The following is a 4117-nucleotide window of genomic DNA, read 5'->3' as shown; positions in this document are numbered from 1 at the left end:
GTCGGTGAAGGCGCGCTCGCCCATCACGTAGGTGCGCAGAGCGCAGTGGCCCATGTAGCCCGCGTAGTTGATGCCCTTGGGCAACGACTCGAGGACGTCGAGAAACTCGGGGAAGGTCTCCCAGCGCCACTTGATGCCGGCTTTCATGGCGGCGCGGCTGATGTCCTCGGCGCGCTCGAGGTTGCGGATGACGAGGTCGGCCTCGGCCTCGCGGCACGGTGCCAGGGTGAAGCCGCAATTGCCCATGACCACGCTGGTCACGCCCTGGAAGCACGAGCTGGTGCCGATCGGATCCCAGAAGATCTGCGCATCCATGTGGGTGTGGCCGTCGACGAAGCCCGGGGCGACGACGCGGCCTTCCGCGTCCATCGTCTCCCTGGCCGCCGCTCCATTGATGCGGCCGATCTCGACGATCCTGCCATCCTTGACGCCGATGTCGCCGCGATAGCGCGGCAGTCCGGAACCATCGACGATCATGCCGTTCCTGACGACGAGGTCGAATGCCATGTCAGCCCTCCATCCGCCTTGCGAGCCTACGCCCGGCAGACCAGCCCCTCAATCGCTGGCCAGTGCATGGCAGGCCCCCTAGGATCGCGTGTCGAAAGGCAAGGAAAGCATGGAATTCGGCGTTCTTTTCAAGAAGGTGATGCGCAGCCTGAAGTTGTTCGCCGAGCGGCCGGTGCTTCGGCCGACGACGCAGCGCATGGCCGCGGCGGAATGACCGCCGCGGAGGCGGCCCGCTCTCGCAACAACACCTCCCTCGGCGCGCTCTACACAGTCCTGGCCATGCTGGGCTTCGCCGTCATGGACGCGATGAGCAAGTGGGTCGTGGCCGACTATTCGATCGGACAGATGATGTGGATCCGCTACGGCGTGTTCTGCGTCTTTGCCTGGCTGCTCGTGCGTCGCAAGGGACTGCTGGCGATGGCCCGCACCCGACGGCCGTGGTTGCAGGGCGGCCGCTCGATTCTCATTCTCGTCGAGAGTGCCGTGTTCGTGCTGGCGCTGGCCTACCTGCCGCTGGCCGACACCCATGCCCTGGCCTCGACCTCGCCTCTCATCGTGATCGTGTTTGGCGTCATGTTTCTCGGCGAACGTGCCGAACCGGCGCGTTGGCTCGCCGTGGTGGTGGGCTTCCTCGGCATGCTGCTGATCGTGCGGCCCGGCCTGCGCACCCTCGACTGGCCGATGCTGTTGCCCATCATCGGCGCCGTGATGTGGGCGGCCTACCAGGTTCTGGTGCGGCTCTGCACCCGCACGGATTCTGCCGACACGACGTTCGTGTGGACGGCCTTTGCCGGGCTTGCCGCCACGACCCTCGTCGGACCGTGGCAATGGCACTGGCCGGACACGATCGGCTGGACGCTGCTGATCGCCATCGCGCTCCTCAATGCGCTGGCCAGCTACAGCCTGATCCGCGCCTTCGCCATTGCCGAAGCCGGCGCGGTGCAGCCCTACTGCTACACCGCGCTGGTCTGGGTGACGATCCTGGGTCTCGTCGTGTTCGGCGACTTCCCCGACGAATGGACGATCCTGGGCACGGCCATCATCGTCGCGAGCAGCCTCTACACGTGGCATCACGACCGGCGGAACGGGTCGTCTCGGGCTTGAGGCCAGTCCGTTCGAGAGCATCACGGCCAGATCTTGCGTCCATGCGTCAGTACCCTTTGGAATCAATCACTTGCGACTGACGCAAGGGAAGCGGTCGGCGTAGACGAAGCAACAGTTCCCGATCAAGCTATTGCTGGAATATTGCAGAGCATGAAGACGCGAGCCGCCAGCCTCCCAATGTACAATCTACCCGAGATGCGGCCCCTGAACGCCGCCTTTTGGGACGCGTTGGCGGACGAGCTGCGCCACGACGGCTTCGCGAACATTCCATCGGTGCTGACATTTGCCCGCCCTCCCGTGCCGGACAGGATCGAGGACGAGGTCCTGTTCTCCCAGACCTGCGGCTATCCTCTGCAGACCCTCTATCGCGGCCAGTATCGATTGCTCGGCACGCCGAGCTACGACGCGCCGGGTTGTCGCGAGGGAACGCATTGCGCCTTCATCCTCGTGCGAGGCGACTCGCCCTACCGGAAGCCCGAGGATCTGCGGGGCACGTCCTTCGCCCTCAACAGCCGGCATTCCAACTCCGGCATGAACCTGCCCCGCCTGCTGTTCGCCCCTCTTGCCGGCGGCAAGCCGTTCTTTCGGTCCGTCGTCGAGACCGGCTCCCACCCCAACAGCATCGCCCGCGTGACCTCGGGCGAGCTCGACTCCGCGTCCATCGATTGCCTGACCTATACCTTCCTCGAGGATCACCGGCCCGAGGTCGTGGCTTCTCTGCGCATCCTCGCCGAGACGCCCGGGAGCCCGGCGATCCCCTTCGTCACCTCGATCGCCACCCCTGCCGACGAAGCGGCCCGCCTGCAGGCCGGCCTGCTTCGACTCGCCGCCGATCCCGCCCGCCGTCCCGTGCTCGCCGGCTTGCGGCTGCGCAGCATCTCGATGCCGGACCCGGCGGCCTATGCGGCCCTGCTCGACTACGAGCGCAAAGCCGCCGAACTCGGCTATCCCGAGCTCGCGTGACGACATCGCGAGGACGATGACCATGGATCGCTTCGATCTCGGCGCCCACACCAGGAAGATTCGCACGTCGTCCGCGGAGGCTCAGCGCTGGTTCGATCTCGGCCTGAACTGGTGCTTCGGCTTCAACCAGGAAGAGGGCGTGAAGTGCTTTCACAAGGCGCTCGAGCTCGACCCGGACTGCGTCATGGCGCATTGGGGCATCGCCTACGGTTCCGGCCCTTTCTACAACCTCACCTGGCGTGATTACGGCAAGGCCGAAGCCGATCGCTTCACCAAGGTTGCCTTCGAGCATCTCGAGATCGCTCTCGGCCTGAGCGCCGGCGCAGAAGATGCAGAGCGTCATCTGGTCGAGGCGCTGGCCAAGCGCTTCCAGGAACCCCGCGGCGTCAGCCCCGAGCAGTTCGACAGGTGGGACGACGACTACGCGGCCGCGATGCGCCGCATCCACAATGCCTTTCCCGACGACCACGACATCATGGCGCTGTGGTCGAGGCGCTCATCACGCGAACACCCCGGCGCCTGTGGGACGTGAAGACCGGACTCCCCGCGCGCAACGCAGACACGCTGGAAGCGCTCGCTCTCTGCGAGCGCTCGATGGCCATGACCGACAAGGCCGGCCAGCGCCCGCACCTCGCGATCCTCCATCTGCACATCCACGTGATGGAGATGTCGAACCATCCCGAGCACGCGCTCCGATCGGCAAACCTGCTGTCGACGATAGCACCGGATGCCGGGCACATGAATCACATGCCCGGGCATATCTATGTGCTGTGTGGCGACTACGAGAAGGCCAGGCTCGTGAGCGAGCGGGCGATCGAGTCCGACGACCTGTACGCAGACTATGCGGGCTCGCTCAATTTCTACGTCACGGCACGTGGCCACGACCTGCATCTGATGATGCATACCTGCATGCTGCTGGGACAATACTTCCCCGCGCTTGCTGCGGCGGACAAGATCAGGAGCATCATGACCGAGGACATCCTCACCATGAAGGATCGTCCGAAGCTCGTCGTGATGACGGAAGGCTATTACGCGATGAAGATGCACGTGCTCGTCCGGTTCGGGCGCTGGCGCGAGATCGTCGACGAGCCGCCGCCCCGCGATCCGGAGATCTACAGGATCTCGACGGCCATGCATCACTATGCAAGAGGGATCGCCTGCGCGACGCTCCAGGATCCCGCCGCCGCCGACCGCGAACGCATGCTGTTTCGCGATGCCGTGGCCCGCATACCGGCGGACCTGAAGTTCCTGAGCAATCTCGTGCGCGCAACATTGGGCGTGGGCGAAGCCATGCTCGACGGCGAGGTCGAGTACCACAGGGGAAACCATGAACAGGCCTATGCCCATCTGCGCGAGGCCGTGCACCGCGACGACAGTCTCAATTACACCGAGCCGTGGTCCTGGATGCATCCGCCCCGCCACGCGCTGGCCGCGCTGCTGATGGAGCAGGGCCACCTTGCCGAGGCGGAAACCGTCTATCGGGACGATCTTGGCCTCAGCGGGCGGGTCCAGCGCTGCACCCAGCATCCCGACAATGTCTGGT

Annotated in this window: 4 protein-coding genes and 1 pseudogene; 4 read left to right on the top strand and 1 reads right to left on the bottom strand. The window is 65.2% G+C overall.

Translation table 11 applies throughout. The features are described from left to right. The coding region (locus AB7O82_RS01765; RefSeq protein ID WP_428618523.1) for an amidohydrolase family protein at positions 1-546 on the bottom strand (546 nt) is incomplete at its 3' end. Positions 547-717: 171 nt separating this feature from the next. Here AB7O82_RS01765 and AB7O82_RS01760 point away from each other — a divergent pair. The 4 genes and pseudogenes from AB7O82_RS01760 to AB7O82_RS01745 all read left to right on the top strand — a co-directional run. Further along, a complete protein-coding gene (locus tag AB7O82_RS01760) occupies positions 718-1611 on the top strand; it encodes a DMT family transporter (protein WP_428554607.1) in 894 nt (297 codons plus the stop codon). 150 nt (positions 1612-1761) lie between these two features. Then, on the top strand, positions 1762-2574 hold the full coding sequence (locus AB7O82_RS01755; protein WP_428554610.1) for a phosphate/phosphite/phosphonate ABC transporter substrate-binding protein: 813 nt from the start codon (positions 1762-1764) through the stop codon (positions 2572-2574). Between the two features lie 22 nt (positions 2575-2596). Next, on the top strand, positions 2597-3106 hold the full coding sequence (locus AB7O82_RS01750) for a hypothetical protein (RefSeq protein WP_428618520.1): 510 nt from the start codon (positions 2597-2599) through the stop codon (positions 3104-3106). Then, positions 3103-4117: pseudogene (locus tag AB7O82_RS01745) on the top strand (hypothetical protein); the annotation flags it as partial. The gene AB7O82_RS01750 and the pseudogene AB7O82_RS01745, both read left to right, overlap by 4 nt.

The sequence above is a fragment of the Reyranella sp. genome, from assembly GCF_050185545.1.
Lineage (GTDB): Bacteria > Pseudomonadota > Alphaproteobacteria > Reyranellales > Reyranellaceae > Reyranella.
This window is presented reverse-complemented; position numbering and strand designations above follow the sequence as displayed.

Coding starts and splice junctions, on each gene's coding strand:
- AB7O82_RS01760 (WP_428554607.1), top strand. CDS start 718: ATGACCGCCGCGGAGGCGGCCCGCTCTCGCAACAACACCTCCCTCGGC.
- AB7O82_RS01755 (WP_428554610.1), top strand. CDS start 1,762: ATGAAGACGCGAGCCGCCAGCCTCCCAATGTACAATCTACCCGAGATG.
- AB7O82_RS01750 (WP_428618520.1), top strand. CDS start 2,597: ATGGATCGCTTCGATCTCGGCGCCCACACCAGGAAGATTCGCACGTCG.